Below are 16288 nucleotides of genomic sequence, written 5' to 3' on the forward strand. Positions count from 1 at the left end.
TTTCTCGATGATGGTCTGTTCGATGATCGGAATGTTATGACCATCTTTGACAATCTGATGAAGATTGAACTCGGGCTTTTCGTAATCCTTGCCAAGCCGGTAGAGCAGTTCATAACCGGCTGAGAGGCGCGTGGCGCCTGGCACGTAGGCCAATGGACTGGCGGGATTCGCGAACGATTTCGACGCGGCCTGGGCCCAGGCTGTAAGGGGGCTCAACATCGCCCGCTGGAATTCGTGAAATTGATAGAGCATAGGTGCTCCGTTTTAAGCGGTTCGCATGGGGCTTCGCAAACACGCGTGAGGCGTTGCGGCAGGCCATTTTGGTTGTGGGCACATTAATTTTCGGCCGACAGTCTGGACGATAATATCGAACTACTCGCATTTGTGCAATGCAACAATTTCCGTGCGGGCAGCACGCAAACCGTCATTGAATCATGCTACGGGCGATGTTGCCGCGCCGCTATCCGGGGTTGCCTCAGCCTTAAGTTCCGCCGACCCGCCGCCGTTATGGGCCGGATGGCCGGTTGCCTGCGCCATCTCCTGTTCGTGCTTCATCAGATTCAGGCCGGTGTGCACCAGCGCCACATGCGAGAAAGCCTGCGGGAAATTGCCCACCAGACGCCTCTCGAGCGGATCATACTCTTCGGCGAGCAGACCCACGTCGTTACATAGCGCGAGCAGCCGTTCGTACATCGCAATGGCTTCACCGATGCGGCCTTGCAACGCCAGGTTGTCCACCATCCAGAACGAGCAGGCGAGGAATGTGCCTTCGCCGGGCGGCAGGCCGTCGTCGTATTCGGTGGTGCGATAGCGCATCACGAAGCCGTCGCGCATCAGGTCCTTTTCGATCGCCGCAACGGTGCCCTTGATACGCGGATCGCGCGGCGGCAGGAAGCCGACCAACGGCAGCAGCAGCACGCTCGCGTCGAGCTGGTCGCTGCCGTAGTACTGCGAGAACGCATTCAGCGCGGGATTCCACGCCTTCTCGCAGACTTCCGCATGAATCTTGTCGCGCGTCGCGCGCCATTCGTCGAGCGGGCCGTCGAGCTTGAACATCTCGGCCGATCTGATCGCGCGATCGAATGCCACCCATGCCATCACCTTGGAGAACGTGAAATGCTGGCGGCCGCCGCGCGTTTCCCAGATGCCTTCGTCGGGCTCCTGCCAGATCGTTTCGAGGTGGCCCAGCAGCGCACGTTGCACGTTCCACGCGGTGTCGTCCGCCTGCAGACCGCCGACGCGTGCCAGATGCAGCGCGTTCATCACTTCGCCATAAACGTCGAGCTGGCGCTGGCCGACCGCGTTATTGCCGATGCGCACCGGCTTCGCGCCTTGATAACCCGGCAGCCAGTCGATTTCGAATTCCGGCAGCCGCCGCTCGCCGGCGATCCCATACATGATCTGCAACTGATCCGGCGCGCCCGCCATCACGCGGCCGAGCCAGCTGCGCCACGCGCGCGCTTCGTCGTAGTAGCCGCCGCGCATCATCGCGAGCAGCGTGATGGTGGCGTCGCGCAGCCAGCAGTAGCGGTAGTCCCAGTTGCGCGTGCCGCCGAGCTGTTCCGGCAGCGACGTGGTGGGCGCCGCGACGATGCCGCCGGTCGGCTCGTAGGCGAGCGCGCGCAGCGTGATCAGCGAACGGCGGATCGGCTCGGCCCATCGGCCTTCGACGGTGCCGCGCGCCGACCATTCGAGCCAGTGGTTCTCGGTGCGCGCAAGCGCGGTGTGCGGATCGCGCGCGGGCGGAACGCGCAGATGCGACGGCGCATAGGCGAGTGAAAACGGCACCCGTTCGCCTTCGCTGACCGTGAATTCGGCGACGGTTTTCATGTCCTCGCCGCGCAACTCGACCGGCGTGCGCAGCACGGCGTTGTCCGGCCCGACGATCGCCTTGATGCCGCTATCGTGCTTCAGCCGGTCGACCCACGGAATCGAAAAACCGTAGTCGAAGCGCAGCACCAGCTCCATCTTCATGCGCACGGTGCCGCGCTTGCCGACGACGATGCGCACCATCTCAGACCAGCCATTGCCCGGCGGCATGAAGTCGATCAGCGTGACGGCGCCCTCGGGCGTGTCGAACTCGGTTTCGAGAATCAGGGTTTCGCCGCGATACCGGCGCGTGATGGTCGGCTTGGTGTCCGAGACCGGCGAGATCAGCCAGCGGCCGTTCTCGGGCGTGCCGAGCAGGGCGGCGAAGCAGGCGCCGGAGTCGAAACGCGGCCAGCAGAGCCAGTCGACGGAACCTTCGCGTGAGACGAGCGCGGCCGTGTGGCCGTCGCCGATGAGCGCATAGTCTTCGATGAGTGCGGGCATGGGGAGCGTGTCAGTGATGACGCACGGCGCAGGCCGCCGCGCAGGAGTCGTGGTTATTACCGGACCCGTGTGATGCGTTTTGGTTCATCACGCAATGCGGCAAAACGCGGGTTGGTAATCTGTCAAACGAATGCCTACAATCAAAAATCCAGCCGATGTCCGGAGCCTTCCGGATTGCGAGTCGGCCTTGCCCATGGCGCATGCAGACGCCGTTTCCGAGGACGAAAGCCATGCTGAACCCTTCGAAATCCGATTGCATCACGATTCTCTCGGCCGCCAGCGAACTTGCCGGCGATTCAATGCTGCCGCTCGAGCCTGACCGGCTGGGCCTGAGCCACAATGGCTTGCTGACCGCCGCGGCTTTCCTGGTCGAACGGGATTGCTTCCGACGTTATCAGGAAGGTGACGGCCATTATGCCGTCGGCGCGCTGTCGTTGCAGGGGCGGCTGCGGCTCGAACAGTTGTCGCAGGGCTGAGTCGCGGCTGCGGCACCGGCGGCAGGCATAGGTCCTTCGTCGTTGGCAGACCTGCTGGCGGCAAGCCTGCAGCGACACCCTACATCGAGCCTGCACCGCTTCGCGGCGCTTCTTCGCGTTGGGCATTGCGTTTCCGCAGTGCCGCACCGCGCGTTGGTGCATAGTCGTCAGTATTTACGGATAGGTCACGCCTTTGCGTGCGCTTCGTCACACGCCTGCCCCCTGTTGCAAAAAACGCGGCCGAGCCCGCGTTGCGCCCGGCCATGCGTGCTTTACCCCGCTTACGCCGGCCAACCGCAGCCGCTCAGAAGTGCGTCGACCCCACGCCGAAGATCCCAATGATGCCGATGATGATCAGATAGAGCGCGACGATATAGTTCAACAGGCGCGGCATGACGAGAATCAGAATACCGGCGATCAACGAAACCAGCGGGCCCAGGCTGAGTGTGACGTTCATGAAGACTCCATAGTGTGAGACGCGTGAGACGCGATTGAAAAAATGTCCCGCGACGCTGGACAATGGCTACCGACGCACGCTTGATGCCGGCAGCCGGATTTGCTGCATGATCCTGCGCAACGCTTCTATACTTGCGTCGATAAGAACAACGCTCGACCCACCGCGCGGCAGACCAGAGACACGATTACAACCGCTTCGACCCAATAATCGATGTCAGGAGGTTCTATGCTTCGTCGTCGCCGGGGCGCCGTGCGTGCCGTTTCGAGTTCTGTTCCTCTTTGCACCGCCCGCTCGATCATAAAAGGTTTCATGCTCATGGTATCGATTGTTGCTTCGCATGCGTATGCGCAAGATCCCGGCCCGGTTCCCGCGGACGGGGTCTACCACATGCTCGTCGGCACGTACACCGCCGGCAAGAGCGAGGGCATCTACGTCTACCGGTTCGACACGAAGACTGGGGCGGCCACGCGGGTGTCGGTCGCGCAGACGGTCAATCCGTCATTCCTCGTGGTGAGCCGCGACCGCCGCTTCGTCTACGCGGTCAACGAATTGCCCGGCGATAACGGTCCGGCCACCCAGCGCGGCGGCATCAGCGCGTTTCGCTTCGACGCCGCGCAGGGGCAGTTGACGTTTCTCAACAAGGTGTCGGCGGACGGCAATGATCCGTGCTATCTGAGCCTCTCGCCGGACGAGAAATATTTGCTGACCGCGAACTATTCGGTGGCGGCCGACCCGGGCGGCAGCTTCGCGGTGTTCCCGTTGCAGGGCGACGGCCAGGTCGGCACGTCGGTGCAGACCGTGCATCACGAGGGCGGCGGTCCGGTGAAGGGACGGCAGGACAATTCGCACGTCCACTCCACGGTGTTCTCGCGGGATGGGCGCTATCTGTTCGCGCAGGACCTCGGTGCCGACAAGCTGTACTCGTACCGCTACACGCCGGGCGACAGCCACGGCCCGTTCACGCCGACCGACTGGGGCTACACGCAGCAGAAGGCGGGCACCGGTCCGCGCCATCTGATTTTCGGCGCCGACAGCAAGCACGCTTATCTGACGAGCGAGCTGGCCGCCACCGTCAGCACGTTCGACTACCACGAAGGCAAGCTCACTCAGGTGCAATCGCTGTCGATCACCGAGCCGGGCTTCAAGGGCGCGGTCGGCGCTGCGGCAATTCACATGTCGCCGGACGGGCGCTTCGTGTACGTGTCCAATCGCGGCGACGCGAACGAGATCGTGATCTTCTCGGTCGATCCCGCCAATGGGCGTCTGAAGAAGATCGGGCATCAATCGAGCCTCGGCAAGTCGCCGCGTGAATTCGCGATCGACCCGAGCGGCAACTGGTTGATCGTCGGCAATCAGAACAGCGATACGGTGTACGTGTTCAAGCGCGATCAGCAAACCGGTCTGCTCGATCCGACGCCGAAGCAGCACTTCGAACTCGGCTCGCCGGTGGATTTCAAGCTTGTGTCGCCATCTTGATGGATGGCTTGTGCGCGTGGGCTGAACGCGCGGACGGATGAAAAGACGGGCCGCTTCGAGCGGCCCGTCTTTTTCGCGGCGGAGTGTGTGTCGCAGACGGTTGCGGACCGATCGCCGCTTATTCCGCCGGCCCAGGGGCGAGCACTTCGCGACTGCCGTTGATGCTCATCGCCGAGACGAGTCCCGCCGTCTCCATCTGTTCGACCAGACGCGCCGCGCGGTTATAGCCGATGCGCAACTGCCGCTGCACCGACGAAATCGACGCGCGCCGCGTGCGCACCACGAACGCGACGGCTTCATCGTAGAGCGGGTCGGCTTCCGCATCCGGCGATTCGCCGAACAGGTCCTGCGCCGCGCCGCCGTCGGTGGCCGGGCCGTCGAGAATGCCTTCCTCGTATTGCGGCTCGCCGAACTGCTTCAGATATTCGACGATCCGATGCACTTCCTCGTCGGCGACGAACGCGCCGTGTACCCGTTGCGGGTAGCCCGTGCCCGGCGGCAGGAACAGCATGTCGCCCTGGCCGAGCAGAGACTCGGCGCCCATCTGATCGAGAATCGTGCGCGAGTCGATCTTCGACGACACCTGGAACGCGACGCGCGTCGGAATGTTCGCCTTGATGAGCCCGGTGATCACGTCGACCGAGGGCCGCTGCGTCGCCAGAATCAGGTGGATGCCGGCCGCGCGCGCCTTCTGTGCGAGCCGCGCGATCAGCTCTTCGATCTTCTTGCCCGCCACCATCATCAGGTCCGCGAGTTCGTCGATCACGACCACGATCAGCGGCAGCGGCGCGAGCGGCTCGGGCGCGTCGGGCGTCAGCGAGAACGGGTTGCCGAGCTTCTTGCCTTTCGCTTCGGTGTCGCGGATCTTCTGGTTGAAGCCGGCGAGATTGCGCACGCCGACCGCCGACATCAAGCGGTAGCGCTTCTCCATTTCGCCGACACACCAGTTCAGCGCGTTGGCCGCGAGCTTCATGTCGGTGACGACCGGCGCGAGCAGATGCGGAATGCCTTCGTACACCGAAAGCTCCAGCATCTTCGGGTCGATCATGATGAGGCGCACTTCTTCGGGCGTCGCCTTGTAGAGCAGCGAGCAGATCATCGCGTTGATCGCGACGGACTTGCCCGAGCCGGTCGTGCCCGCGACCAGCATGTGCGGCGCCTTCGCCAGATCGGCGACGACCGGATGGCCGGTGATGTCCTTGCCCATCGCCAGCGTCAATTGCGAGTGCGAGTTCTGATAGACGCCGGCTTCGAGGATTTCCGACAGACGGATCGTCTGGCGCTTCGCGTTCGGCAATTCGAGGCCCATGCAGGTCTTGCCGGGAATCGTTTCGACGACGCGGATCGACGTGAGGCCGAGCCCGCGCGACAGGTCCTTCATCAGACCGACGATCTGGCTGCCGCGCACGCCGAGCGCCGGCTCGACTTCGAAGCGCGTGATGACCGGACCGGCCGACGCGCCGACCACCGTGACCGGCACTTTGAATTCCTGCAGACGCTGCTCGATCAATTGGCCGGTTTCGATGAGCTTGTCTTCGGAGACCGGTTCGACGTCGGTGTCCGCGAGTGCGAGCAGATCGAGCGTCGGCAATTCGACCATCGACGCGGCGGGCGCGTGGAATTCGAAGCCGTTGACCGGCGCGTGGCCGCGCAGCGGCGGGCGCTCGGTGGCGGGTTCTGCGGCGGGCGGCTCGGGGGCGAATTGGGGCGGTTGTGGGGTGATTGTCGCGGTTGAGGTTGTCGGGATTGCGGACGTTGCCGGCGTTATCGGAGCCGTGGGCGAGTCGATAGCGGGGGCGCCGGCGATACCAGGCTCTTCCGCGCTGATGGTTTCTTCCGCGTGGAACGAGGGTGCCGGTGGTGCGGGCTGAGCGGCAAAGCCAGGGAAACGAACCACGTTCGACGCGTTCGACCCGACGCTTTGCGGCGCGATGGAGGCAACGATGCTGGCGGCGTGCGTTGCTGCCGACGAAGCGAATGCGCTCGCCGCTTCCGATATGTTCGGAAGGGCAGGGGTGTTCGCTGCTTGCGTTTCGGCCGATGCCGCTTGCGTGCTCGTACTCGCGGCTTGTGGCGGCGGGGTGCTGTCGGATGGCGGCGCAGCTTCGTCAGGCGCGACCGTGCTGGTGTGGCTGATAGGCGGTACGCTCGGTGATGCTGCTGCGGGATGCGTTGCTTGCGTCGCGGTCCGTGTTTGCCAAGGCGCTAGCGCCTGATCGATGACGACTTCGGCCCCAGGTCTGCTCGGCTGCGCTGCCGATGCAGTGGCGAAGGGCGGCTTAGCGATCGATGCGGCATCTTCGGTGTGCGCGGGTGCCGCGGCAGTCGACGCGGTGGCTTGCGAAGGCTCTGCGGGTCGGCTGAGCGGTTGAGCGGGTTCGACGTTTGGATGCGGGTCGGCGTCGATCGGTGCTGGCGATTGTGTCGAGTCGTCCTTGAACGGTGCGTCGTCTTGGTCTGTTTGTTCGTCGCCCGATTGCAATTGGGTCGCGAAAGTTTGGAAGGGCGTGAGAGTCGCGACGGAGGGCGTGCGTTGTGGTGCAGGTGTGAGAGGTGCGGGCGCAGGTGGCGCAGCCACAGGAGGTGCGGACACAGCAGGTGTGGCCACAGCCGGTGTAACCACAGCCGGTCCAGCAACAACTGGCATAGACACAGCAGGCGCTGCCACAGCAGGTCCAACCACAGCAGGCGCAGACACAGCAGACGTAGCCACAACAGACGTAGCCACAGCCGCGTCAGCCGCCCCAGGCACCGCCGCATCAGACACAGATTCCCCACGCACAAACGCGGCGGCGCGAGTCGCACGCTCGGCCACATCCCCAGCCGCCCCATCCGTCGCCGACTCCGCCGCAGCCATCAGCGGCGCGTGAATGATGGGTGGCTCGATCGGCCATTGCACGACGGGTTCCGCGCCGACTTCGACCGGCGGCACATCGAACGCGGTGTCCGTGCGTGTCGGTTCAATCGACGCTGTCTCGACCGGCTCATGTGCCAATCGATGCGCCGACGCCCGCCCGACGACCTCGCGCAACGGCTCATGCGCGCTCGTCGGCGACGCTGTCTGAACCGGCTCGATACCCGCTGCATCCCCGCCGGATTTCTCAGCCTCAAAAGACGGCTCGGCGTTCGCCGCAGCCACCACCTTCGCACCTTCCGCGCCGCTGCTGCGCGCGAGGCTCACGCCAGCCAGGTCGGTCCAGCGCGCGGCGTTTTCCGCGATGCTGCGAAGCGTTTCCTCGACACTGGCCGGCGGCGAGGCTTTCTGCGCTGTCGGCAGCGGACGAGTGAAAGCCGGTGCCGGCCGGCGCGAATCCGGCGTCGGCGTGACTCCGTTCGCAAGCGACGCGGCCGGAAACGATTGACGAGGCGTCGCGGTACGGTTGAGCGGAACTGCCGCGCCAGCCGAACTTCGAGTCGTCGAAGGACGGCTCACGCTGCCGGCTGCAGGATTCGCCCTCGAGTCCGAAGGCGCGCCGGTAACGCCGGCAGCAAGCGCGCCCGACGCCGTGCGCGCCGCCGCTCCAGCGTAAGCCGCTTTCGCCGCCGCACCTGATGCACCCGACGCAGCAGCGGCCACACCAGCCGCAGCCGCCCGGCCCACGCCGGCGCCAAACGATCCAACCGGACGCTGTTCGCCGGCCGAGCGCCGGCCGACCTGCAAGGCCGGATTGCGAGCCGCCGCACCTGACGCACCCGACGCCTCCATGCGTCCTGCAGCACCTGCACGCGGCGCGCTCTCACGCAACCATCCCGCCGGCGCAACCGGCTCGGTCGGCATAAACGCGGTCTTGTCCGAATTCAACGCTGATGCCTGCGGTGACGCCCGGCGCGGCGATACCGTCGTACCGGTGCGCAAAACAGGCTCGATCTGCGTCGCCTGATCGCGCGCGGCTGGCGCGCCGGCACGCCAGCTCGACCTGCCGCCACGCGCCGCCGCGTCCGTACCCGGCGCCATGCCCGTCGCAGCCGCGCCCGCATTTACACCGGCACCCGCACCACGCCCGCTCGCCGGTGGTCGCCACACTGTCGGCCGCGCGTAGCGCCCATTGCTCTTCGGCGCCATCGTGTTGGTGGCCGGCGAAACGTGCGAAGGCAAACCATCGTCGACGCTGCGATGACGGCGCGCTTCCTCGTCGCGCCTCGCCAAACCACGCGACAAACCCAGGCCGAACGCACCGTCCGCCCACGCGGCGAAATCGCGCCAGCGGAAATCGATCAGCCAGGGCAGGCTGATCAAGAGCAGGGCGAGCGCCGCGAGCGGCGTGCCGATATGTCCGAGCAGATGGCCGAAGCCTGCGGCCAGCGCATGGCCCAAGCCATTGACGCCCGCGATCCCGATCAGGGATGCCTCCAATGTGCAGCTCGCCGCCATCACGCAGACGAAGCCTAGCCACAGCCGGATCGTGCCGGGGCCGCGCAAGCCTGCGCCGCCTGGCAGCACCGACTTGACGAGGCGCCACAAAAGAGGAATGAACCAGACGGCCGACCCGCCGAACCAGCCGAAAACTACCGTATGCATACTAGACATCAACGAATGATGGACGCGCAAAAGCGCAATCCGTCGAGTTTAACCGGCGCAGCCCCAGGCTTCGACGGCCGACGCAAGTATGCTTGCGTCTCATGGGAAAGCGGACCGGCGCGCGGTCCGCCATCGGTGCAAAACATCGGCTGCTGGACTGACCCGCGAAGCTCGCGCAGACCGTCTCGAACGCGGCCGCGCGCGCTCGATGATGCGTCGGAAGGTTCGCCCGCCGCCGCACCACAAACCACCATCACATCACACGACACGCTGCCAACCGGCCATCCGCCGGCCTTTGTCGGCGCCGTTCACTTGTCGCTGCGATCGAACGTCAGCGTGTCGCCGTTATCGAGGATCAGCTGCATCTGTTGCGGCGCGCGCATCTGCACGCCGGTGCGATCGATGTGCGTCAGCGCGTCGAGAAACGCGCCTTCGATCTTGCCGCCCGGCGTCATGCACGCCATGCGCGTGCCGGCCAGCGGGCCGAAGCTCAGCTTGCCGTCCTTCAGCGCGTACGAACCCATGAAGCGGTTGCAGCCGGAAAAGCCGCTGGCGTGACGCTGGCCGGTCTTGGTGGAGAGCGTCAACGTGATCGGCTCGCCCTGATCCGTGGACGGAAGCGCGCGCGCCGTGCCGTCGGCCTGCTTCCATGCGGTTAGCACCCAGCTGGTGTCGTCGAGCAATTGTGCGGCGGCGGGATTGAATGGATCGGGCGGCGCAGCGGCCGAGTCGGGATGTTTCGGGATCGCGCAGGCGCTCAACAGCGCGGCGACGCTCAACGCGGCGATAGCCGCGCGCGCATGAGTGGTAAAGCGCGCAACACGTCGCGCGGAGGAGCTTTGGAGCATGGCGTCGTTCCTCTTCAAACTGGCGAAGGCGTAAGGGTAACGCACTAAGCTTGCCGCACGCGAGCGCAACGGCGTGCGGCGATTTTAATGAGATGGCAGCGGCGCCCGTGCGCGCCGCCGTCGTGTTCCGTCGAGCCGCGTTGGGCTGCGTCGAGCCCTTCACGCGCACCTGGCGAGATACACGAATGCGGCCGCCGCGAGCAAGGCGCGGCGAGGGGCCCGCATGTTAACATCGCGCTCTAACCAATCCCACTCTCATTCCGACTTTTTTGGAGACACCATGCAGATCGGCCAACGGATCGGCACGCCGCTTTCTGAATCCGCCACGCGCGTCATGCTGCTCGGTGCCGGCGAGCTCGGCAAGGAAGTGATCATCGCGCTGCAACGGCTGGGCGTCGAAGTGATCGCCGTCGACCGTTACCCGAATGCGCCGGGCCATCAGGTCGCGCATCGCTCGCACGTGATCGACATGACCGACCGCGCCGCGCTGCGCGCGCTGGTCGAGCAGGAGCGCCCGCATCTGATCGTCCCCGAGATCGAGGCGATCGCCACCGACGCGCTCGCCGCGATCGAAACCGACGGTCTCGCCGAAGTGATCCCCACCGCGCGCGCCACCCAGCTCACGATGAATCGCGAAGGCATCCGCCGTCTCGCCGCCGAAGAGCTCGGTTTGCCGACCTCGCCGTACGCGTTCGCCGATTCGCTCGACGAACTGCGCGCCGGCATCGCCAGGGTCGGCTATCCGTGCGTCGTGAAGCCGGTGATGTCGTCGTCGGGCAAGGGGCAGTCGGTGCTCAGGAGCGAGGCCGACGTCCAACCTGCATGGCAGTACGCGATGGCGGGCGGCCGCGTGAATCACGGCCGCGTGATCGTCGAAGGCTTTATTGACTTCGAATACGAGATCACCCAGTTGACCGTGCGCGCAATCGACCCGGCGAGCGGCGCGGTCAACACGTACTTCTGCGATCCGATCGGCCACGTGCAGGTGGCGGGCGATTATGTCGAATCGTGGCAACCGCAGCCGATGAGCCCGCTCGCGCTCGAACGTTCGCGCGAAGTGGCGCAGAAGGTGACGGCCGCGCTCGGCGGGCGGGGCCTGTTCGGCGTGGAACTTTTCGTGCGGGGCGATGACGTATGGTTCTCCGAAGTGAGCCCGCGTCCGCACGACACGGGGCTCGTCACGCTGTGTTCGCAGCGTTTCTCGGAGTTCGAATTGCATGCGCGCGCGATCCTCGGTTTGCCGGTGGATACGTCGCTGCGGGCGCCGGGGGCGTCGGCGGTGATTTACGGCGGTCTGGACGAAGCCGGCATCGCCTTCGAAGGCGTCGCGGCGGCGTTGGCGGTGCCCAATGCGGATCTGCGCCTGTTCGGCAAGCCGGAGAGCTTCGTCAAGCGGCGCATGGGTGTGGCGCTCGCCACCGGCGAGAACCTCGACGAAGCGCGTTCGCGCGCGAAGCAGGCCGCGGCGGCGGTGCGGCCGGTGTCGGCGAAGTAAGGTCGAAGTGAACGGCGCGGCGGGATGTGCTCGCGAGTGTTTCGATGCATGAACCGCGCGTCCAGCAGGTTGGTCGCGCGCAATCCGAATGACGGCGGCTCGCCGGGCTGGGTGGGCTCATTGAAGCAGGGATTCGTATGGCGCTTGAATCGCGCAATATCACGGGGCGCAGTATGGCAGGCCGTCTCGGCGCAATCGGCGCACTTGGAGTGTCCCTCACGCTCTGCGCGGCGCTGACGGGGTGCGGACTCGCGGCCGCGCCGTGCCGGGTCGCGTCGGCTGGCTTGAAGATCGTGCCGCTGGTCGGGCACGTCGCGGCCGCGCCGACCGATGCCTGTGCCGCGGTGATCGATCCCTGAGCGCCGGTCGTCGCGCCGTTCGGGTTTCGTTGTCCGGTCTGGTATGCAGCAACGATCGAGGCATCCAATGAAGACATGGCTTGTGGCAAGCTTCACGGCAGCGGGTCTCGCGGCGCTTGGCGCCAATGCATGGGCCGCGCCGTTGCAGTTCGGCGAGATCCAGACCAAAAGCAGCCAGACGCACAAATACACCTGCGCGACCGGCAAGATACTGCAAGTCACCTACTGGAACATGGCGAACGGCCAGAGCTTCGCGCTGGTGCCGGTCAAAGGCAAGCCGCTCCTGTTCGTCAACACGATCTCGGCGTCAGGCGCGAAATACCAGGCGGGCAGCTACACCTGGTGGACCAAGGGCCCGCGCGCCGACCTGTACGACACAATGGCCGGCGAGAACGCGCCGCCGATCCTGTCCGACTGCGTCACCATCATTCGCTAGGCGCGATGCGGCGGCTCCCGTTGCCCGTGCCGCCGCCAGCGCCGCTCGCGCTGGGCGCTTCCCGTCATTCCCGCCGCACGGCATTGCCCCGCTGCGCGCATCATTTCCGTCCGAGTAGTAAGCTGTCCGGCATGGCATTCGCCGTGCCGTCATGCCATGCCGCGTGCTGTCCGCGTGGCCGTCGTCGTCTTCGATCGTCCGTTTCCGGACCCTAACGGCTGGGCTTTTCGCCCATCTCCGTACCATCAAGCGAGACCCTCAATGAAAGCATCGGACCTGTTCGTCAAGTCGCTGGAAGCCGAAGGTGTCGAGTACGTGTTTGGCATCCCCGGTGAAGAAAATCTCGATCTGCTCGAATCGCTGCGCCGCTCGAAAATCCGTCTGATCCTCACGCGGCACGAACAGGCGGCCGGCTTCATGGCCGCGACTTACGGCCGTCTCGCCGGCCGCACCGGCGTGTGTCTCGCCACCCTCGGCCCCGGCGCGACCAACTTCGTGACCGCCGCCGCGTATGCGCAGCTAGGCGGCATGCCGATGCTGATGGTCACCGGGCAAAAGCCGATCAAGTCGAGCAAGCAGGGTCATTTCCAGATCGTCGACGTAGTGCGGATGATGGAGCCGCTCACCAAGTACACGCGGCAGATCGTGTCGATCGGCAATATTCCGGCGGCGGTGCGCGAAGCGGTCCGGCAGGCCGAAGAGGAGCGGCCCGGCGCCACACACCTCGAACTGCCCGAAGACGTCGCGCATGAAGAAGGCGACGGCAAGCCGATTCCGAAGAGCTACAGCCGCCGCCCTGTTGCCGAGGAAAAAGCGGTCGCGCGTGCGGTCGAAGCGATCACCGGCGCGAAGCATCCGCTGCTGATGATCGGCGCGGGCGGCAACCGCAAGACCACCACCAAGATGCTGCGCGAATTCGTCGACCAGATCGGCATACCGTTCTTCACCACGCAGATGGGCAAGGGCGTGATCGACGAATCGCATCCGATGTGGCTCGGCAACGCGACGCTGTCCGACGGCGACTTCGTGCATCGCGCGATCGACCTCGCGGACTGCATCATCAATGTCGGCCACGACGTGATCGAGAAGCCGCCGTTTTTCATGCGCAGCGGCGACGCGGGCGAGAAGACCGTGATTCACGTCAACTTTCTCGGCGCGGAAGTCGACACGGTGTATTTCCCGCAGATCGAAGTGGTCGGCGACATCGCCAACGCGGTGTGGCAGTTGAAGGAAAGCCTCAAGGAGCGCAAGGAGCATTGGGATTTCACGCGCTTCAAGGAGATCAAGCAGCACTTCGAAGCGCATCTGGTCAAAGGCCAGCACGACGACCGTTTTCCGATGTACCCGGTGCGCATCGTCAACGACGTGTACGAGACCACGCCGGTGGACGGCATCGTGTGTCTGGACAACGGCATGTACAAGATCTGGTTCGCGCGCTACTACCGCGCGCATGAACCGAATTCGCTGCTGCTCGACAACGCGCTCGCATCGATGGGCGCGGGCTTGCCTTCGGCGATCGCCACCAAGATCGTCCACCCGGACCGCAAGGTGATGGCCGTGTGCGGCGACGGCGGCTTCATGATGAATTCGCAGGAACTGGAAACGGCGGTGCGCCTGAAGCTCGATCTGGTGATCCTGATTCTGCGCGACGACGCGTTCGGGATGATCCGCTGGAAGCAGGAAAACATGAACTTCCCGGACTACGGGATGACGCTCGCCAATCCGGATTTCGTCGCGTATGCGCAGAGCTATGGCGCGAAAGGGCATCGGATCGAATCGGCCGCGCAGTTCGCGCCCTTGCTGCGCGAATGCTTCGTGACGCCCGGCGTGCACGTGATTGATCTGCCGATCGACTACTCTGACAACGAGCGTGTGCTCAATCGCGAGATCAAGCGGCTTTCGGCGCAACTGTGAGCTTTATCTGAACCGTCGTTGGGCGGCATGGGCCTTGCTGGCCGTGCTGCTCCTGCTACAGCTACTTACTGTCAGGCATCGGATCAAGGAGAACGCGTCATGTTGCAGAAGAGTTATCCGTACTATCTCGCGAACGAAGCGGTGGCCGCCAACACCGATCTCGAAGTCACCGATAAATTCAGCGGCGAAGTGGCGACCCGCGTGGCGATGGCCGACGCGAGCGCAATCGACAAGGCAATCGGCCACGCGGTCGACGCAATGCCTGCGTTGCGCGCGTTCCCGCCGTTCAAGCGCCAGGCGGTGCTCGAACACTGCGTGAAGCGCTTTCGCGAGCGCTACGACGAGCTGGCGCTCGCGCTGTGCATCGAAGCCGGCAAGCCGATCAACGATTCGAAGGGCGAGGTCACGCGCCTGATCGATACGTTCAAGGTGGCCGGCGAGGAAAGCGTGCGGATCGACGGCGAGATCGTCAATCTGGAAATCTCGGCGCGCGCCAGGGGCTATCACGGCTATGTGAAGCGCGTGCCGATCGGCCCGTGCTCGTTCATTTCGCCGTTCAATTTTCCGCTGAACCTGACCGCGCACAAGGTCGCGCCGGCGATCGCCGCGGGCGTGCCGTTCGTGCTGAAGCCGGCGAGCCGCACGCCGGTCGGCGCGCTGATCATGGGCGAGATACTCGCGGAAACCGATCTGCCGAAAGGCGCGTTCTCGATTCTCCCCGCGCATCGCGACGGCGCCGATCTGTTCACCACCGACGAGCGCTTCAGGCTGCTGTCGTTCACCGGCTCGCCGGCGGTGGGCTGGGATCTGAAGAAGAAGGCCGGCAAGAAGAAAGTGATTCTGGAGCTGGGCGGCAATGCGGCGGCGATCGTCGACGGCGATCAGGGCGGCAAGCTCGACTACGTGGTCGAGCGGCTCGCGTTCGGCGCGTTCTATCAGTCGGGGCAGAGCTGCATCGGCGTCCAGCGGATTCTGGTGCACGCGCAGGTCTATGACGCGCTGCGCGAGAAGCTGATCGCGAAAACGAAGTCGCTCGTGATGGGCGACCCGAAAGACGAAAAGACCTTCGTCGGGCCGATGATCTCCGAGTCGGAATCGAAGCGCCTCGCCGGCTGGATGGACGGCGCGGTGCAGGCGGGCGCGAAAATCGTCGCGGGCGGCAAGGTCGACGGCGCGATGTTCGAGGCCACGCTGCTCGAAGGCGTGAAGCGCGACACCGATCTGTATCGCAAGGAAGCGTTCGGGCCGGTGGCGATCCTGGAGCGCTTCGACGATTTCGAGGCCGCGCTCGCCACCGTCAACGACAGCGACTTCGGCCTGCAGGCCGGCGTATTCACGGATTCGCTCGCGCATGCGCATCGCGCGTGGGACGCGCTCGAAGTGGGCGGCGTGGTGATCAACGACGTGCCGTCGTTCCGGGTCGACAACATGCCGTACGGCGGCGTGAAGGATTCGGGGCTGGGGCGCGAGGGCGTGCGCTACGCGATTGAGGACATGACGGAGATGCGCTTGATGGTGATGCGGGAGACCTGGTGACGGGCGATTCGGCGCGCGGCGCGAAACTGGGCGCTGATGCGCTCGTGGTCCGCCAGCGCGGCCGGCGCGCGTGAGCGGGGCGCCTGTCGAGGGTTTGCTTCCGCGCGCGTGCTGGTTTGCGCCCGAGGCCCGCGCCAACAGTGCCCCCGCGATTCGCATCGGTCGGGCAGGCCTCTCGTCAAAGCCCGCTGTGTCACGCCACTGTCGTCTGCGCGAACTACGCTGCGAGCGAAGCGGGGCGCCCGCTTCGCCGCAACATCGACGCAACTTCGCCGCCCACGCGCGACGCTCGCGCGGCGTGTCTCCCCCCCTGCGCAAGCAGAAAGCCCGCACATGCGCCATGAGTGTTTTTGCTGAAGTGCTACAATACCGGCCTTTCCGGCGGGTGTTTCCGCCGGCCGGAGCCGGCCGCAGTTTTCCCGTAACACTGACGGGTCCCGTGCGGAACGCCGTGGCTCC

General features: G+C 65.2%; 11 protein-coding genes and 1 pseudogene. 7 read left to right on the plus strand and 5 right to left on the minus strand.

Annotation, left to right across the window (positions count from 1 at the left end; genetic code table 11):
• Positions 1–252 (minus strand): annotated as a pseudogene (locus P0D89_RS35415) (polyhydroxyalkanoate depolymerase); the annotation flags it as partial.
• Between the two features lie 180 nt (positions 253–432).
• Entirely contained in the window at positions 433–2313 is a 1881-nt protein-coding gene (locus tag P0D89_RS35420) for a glycoside hydrolase family 15 protein (protein WP_408365521.1), read from the minus strand.
• 230 nt (positions 2314–2543) lie between these two features.
• Between P0D89_RS35420 and P0D89_RS35425 the strand changes: the two genes are divergently transcribed.
• On the plus strand, positions 2544–2789 hold the full coding sequence (locus P0D89_RS35425; RefSeq protein ID WP_408365565.1) for a hypothetical protein: 246 nt from the start codon (positions 2544–2546) through the stop codon (positions 2787–2789).
• 304 nt (positions 2790–3093) lie between these two features.
• On the opposite strand, the gene P0D89_RS35430 is transcribed toward P0D89_RS35425, so the two are convergent.
• Positions 3094–3246, minus strand: coding sequence for a DUF3096 domain-containing protein (locus tag P0D89_RS35430; protein WP_074763443.1), 153 nt, complete (start codon positions 3244–3246; stop codon positions 3094–3096).
• Between the two features lie 225 nt (positions 3247–3471).
• Here P0D89_RS35430 and P0D89_RS35435 point away from each other — a divergent pair, with 225 nt between their 5' ends.
• Complete coding sequence (locus tag P0D89_RS35435) at positions 3472–4722, plus strand: lactonase family protein (RefSeq protein ID WP_408365523.1); 1251 nt, start codon at positions 3472–3474, stop codon at positions 4720–4722.
• 118 nt (positions 4723–4840) lie between these two features.
• On the opposite strand, the gene P0D89_RS54820 is transcribed toward P0D89_RS35435, so the two are convergent.
• Entirely contained in the window at positions 4841–9241 is a 4401-nt protein-coding gene (locus P0D89_RS54820) for a DNA translocase FtsK (RefSeq protein WP_459252746.1), read from the minus strand.
• 308 nt (positions 9242–9549) lie between these two features.
• Entirely contained in the window at positions 9550–10089 is a 540-nt protein-coding gene (locus P0D89_RS35445; protein WP_408365525.1) for an META domain-containing protein, read from the minus strand.
• A 280-nt stretch (positions 10090–10369) separates the two neighbouring features.
• On the opposite strand from P0D89_RS35445, the gene purT reads away from it, so the two are divergent.
• The 5 genes from purT (at position 10370) to P0D89_RS35470 (ending at position 15829) form a co-directional block, all read left to right on the plus strand.
• Entirely contained in the window at positions 10370–11584 is a 1215-nt protein-coding gene (gene purT / locus P0D89_RS35450; protein ID WP_408365527.1) for a formate-dependent phosphoribosylglycinamide formyltransferase, read from the plus strand.
• A gap of 137 nt (positions 11585–11721) precedes the next feature.
• Positions 11722–11943 (plus strand): DUF6726 family protein, encoded by a 222-nt coding sequence (locus P0D89_RS35455; protein ID WP_408365529.1) that lies wholly within the window; start codon positions 11722–11724, stop codon positions 11941–11943.
• A gap of 67 nt (positions 11944–12010) precedes the next feature.
• A complete protein-coding gene (locus tag P0D89_RS35460) occupies positions 12011–12379 on the plus strand; it encodes an MliC family protein (RefSeq protein ID WP_408365531.1) in 369 nt (122 codons plus the stop codon).
• A gap of 261 nt (positions 12380–12640) precedes the next feature.
• Positions 12641–14293, plus strand: a complete 1653-nt coding sequence (locus P0D89_RS35465) for an acetolactate synthase large subunit (protein WP_408377934.1) — start codon at positions 12641–12643, stop codon at positions 14291–14293.
• Positions 14294–14392: 99 nt separating this feature from the next.
• Positions 14393–15829, plus strand: coding sequence for an aldehyde dehydrogenase family protein (locus P0D89_RS35470; protein WP_408365535.1), 1437 nt, complete (start codon positions 14393–14395; stop codon positions 15827–15829).
• The last annotated feature ends 459 nt before the right edge of the window (positions 15830–16288 follow it).

Origin of the sequence: Paraburkholderia sp. RL18-085-BIA-A (assembly GCF_046027075.1) — a bacterium.
GTDB lineage: Bacteria > Pseudomonadota > Gammaproteobacteria > Burkholderiales > Burkholderiaceae > Paraburkholderia.

Coding starts and splice junctions, on each gene's coding strand:
- P0D89_RS35420 (WP_408365521.1), bottom strand. CDS start 2,313: ATGCCCGCACTCATCGAAGACTATGCGCTCATCGGCGACGGCCACACG.
- P0D89_RS35425 (WP_408365565.1), top strand. CDS start 2,544: ATGCTGAACCCTTCGAAATCCGATTGCATCACGATTCTCTCGGCCGCC.
- P0D89_RS35430 (WP_074763443.1), bottom strand. CDS start 3,246: ATGAACGTCACACTCAGCCTGGGCCCGCTGGTTTCGTTGATCGCCGGT.
- P0D89_RS35435 (WP_408365523.1), top strand. CDS start 3,472: ATGCTTCGTCGTCGCCGGGGCGCCGTGCGTGCCGTTTCGAGTTCTGTT.
- P0D89_RS54820 (WP_459252746.1), bottom strand. CDS start 9,241: ATGCATACGGTAGTTTTCGGCTGGTTCGGCGGGTCGGCCGTCTGGTTC.
- P0D89_RS35445 (WP_408365525.1), bottom strand. CDS start 10,089: ATGCTCCAAAGCTCCTCCGCGCGACGTGTTGCGCGCTTTACCACTCAT.
- purT (WP_408365527.1), top strand. CDS start 10,370: ATGCAGATCGGCCAACGGATCGGCACGCCGCTTTCTGAATCCGCCACG.
- P0D89_RS35455 (WP_408365529.1), top strand. CDS start 11,722: ATGGCGCTTGAATCGCGCAATATCACGGGGCGCAGTATGGCAGGCCGT.
- P0D89_RS35460 (WP_408365531.1), top strand. CDS start 12,011: ATGAAGACATGGCTTGTGGCAAGCTTCACGGCAGCGGGTCTCGCGGCG.
- P0D89_RS35465 (WP_408377934.1), top strand. CDS start 12,641: ATGAAAGCATCGGACCTGTTCGTCAAGTCGCTGGAAGCCGAAGGTGTC.
- P0D89_RS35470 (WP_408365535.1), top strand. CDS start 14,393: ATGTTGCAGAAGAGTTATCCGTACTATCTCGCGAACGAAGCGGTGGCC.